General features: G+C 73.4%; 2 protein-coding genes. Both read right to left on the reverse strand.

Going from position 1 to position 1,122, the window contains the following annotated elements:
• A partial coding sequence (locus Q0L15_RS22105) for an AMP-binding protein (RefSeq protein ID WP_296606999.1) occupies positions 1-326 on the reverse strand: 326 nt, incomplete at its 3' end.
• The coding region (locus Q0L15_RS22110; RefSeq protein WP_296607001.1) for an aldo/keto reductase at positions 323-1,122 on the reverse strand (800 nt) is incomplete at its 5' end. The genes Q0L15_RS22110 and Q0L15_RS22105, both read right to left, overlap by 4 nt.

The raw sequence follows: 1,122 nt of genomic DNA on the forward strand, positions 1-1,122 counted from the left end.
TTCTGCATGACGTGCTGGAGCGAGTGGCCGCGGTATCCGGTGTTGATGGCGACCTCGACCGCGCCGGCCAGCGATATCCCGAGCCAGGTGCAGATCGAGTCGGGGGCGTTGTCGGCCATGATCACGACGGACTCGCCCCGGGTGACGCCGGTGGCGAGCAGGCCGTTCGCGACCGAGCACGCCCGGGAGTAGGCCGCGGCATAGGTCATCGACCGGCCGTCGACGTCGCGGACGAACTCCCGCGCGCCGTCGGCGCCCGCCCGCCGGCGGAGCAGGTCGGGGAGCAGGTCGTCCAGCGCCGGTTCCGGCGCGTGCCCGGCGGTCACAGGTTCACGGCCGACATGTCGGCGTACCGCTCGCCCGCGACGGCGTCGGGCGGCACGATCTCCTCCAGGCGGGCCACGTGCTCGGGCGTGAGTCCCAGCCCGGCGGCGGCGACGTTCGCCTCGAGGTTGCGCACCCGCTTGGTGCCGGGGATCGGGACGATGTCCTTCCCGCGCGCGAGGACCCACGCCAGCGCGAGCTGGGCCAGGGTGCAGTCCAGCTCGGCGGCGATGTCACGGCACGCGTCGACGAGCGCGAGGTTGTGGTCGAGGGCCTCGCCGTTGAACCGTGGCGAGGTACGGCGCCAGTCGTCCTCGGGCAGGTCGGCCGCCGAGCTGATCGCGCCGGTGAGCAGCCCGCGGCCCAGGGGGCTGTAGGCCACGAAGCCGATGCCGAGCTCGCGGCACACCGGCAGCACCTCGGCCTCGACGTCGCGGCTCTGCAGCGAGTACTCGCTCTGGACGGCGGTGATCGGGTGCACGGCGTGCGCCGCGCGGATCGTGTCGGGGCCCGCCTCCGACAGGCCGAGGTAGCGCACCTTGCCGGCGGCCACGAGCTCGGCCATGGCGCCGACGGTCTCCTCGATCGGGGTCTCCGGGTCGACACGGTGCTGCCAGTAGAGGTCGATGTGGTCGGTCCCGAGCCGCTGCAGGGACAGGTCGCAGGACTGCCGGACGTACTCGGGCCGCCCGCACACGCCGTGGTTGCGGCCGGTCGAGTCCCGGACGAACCCGAACTTGGTGGAGAGGACGACCCGGTCGCGAACGGCCGCGAGGCCGTGGCCGACGACGGCCTCGT

It is taken from the genome of Nocardioides sp. (assembly GCF_024509035.1).
Classification (GTDB): domain Bacteria; phylum Actinomycetota; class Actinomycetes; order Propionibacteriales; family Nocardioidaceae; genus Nocardioides.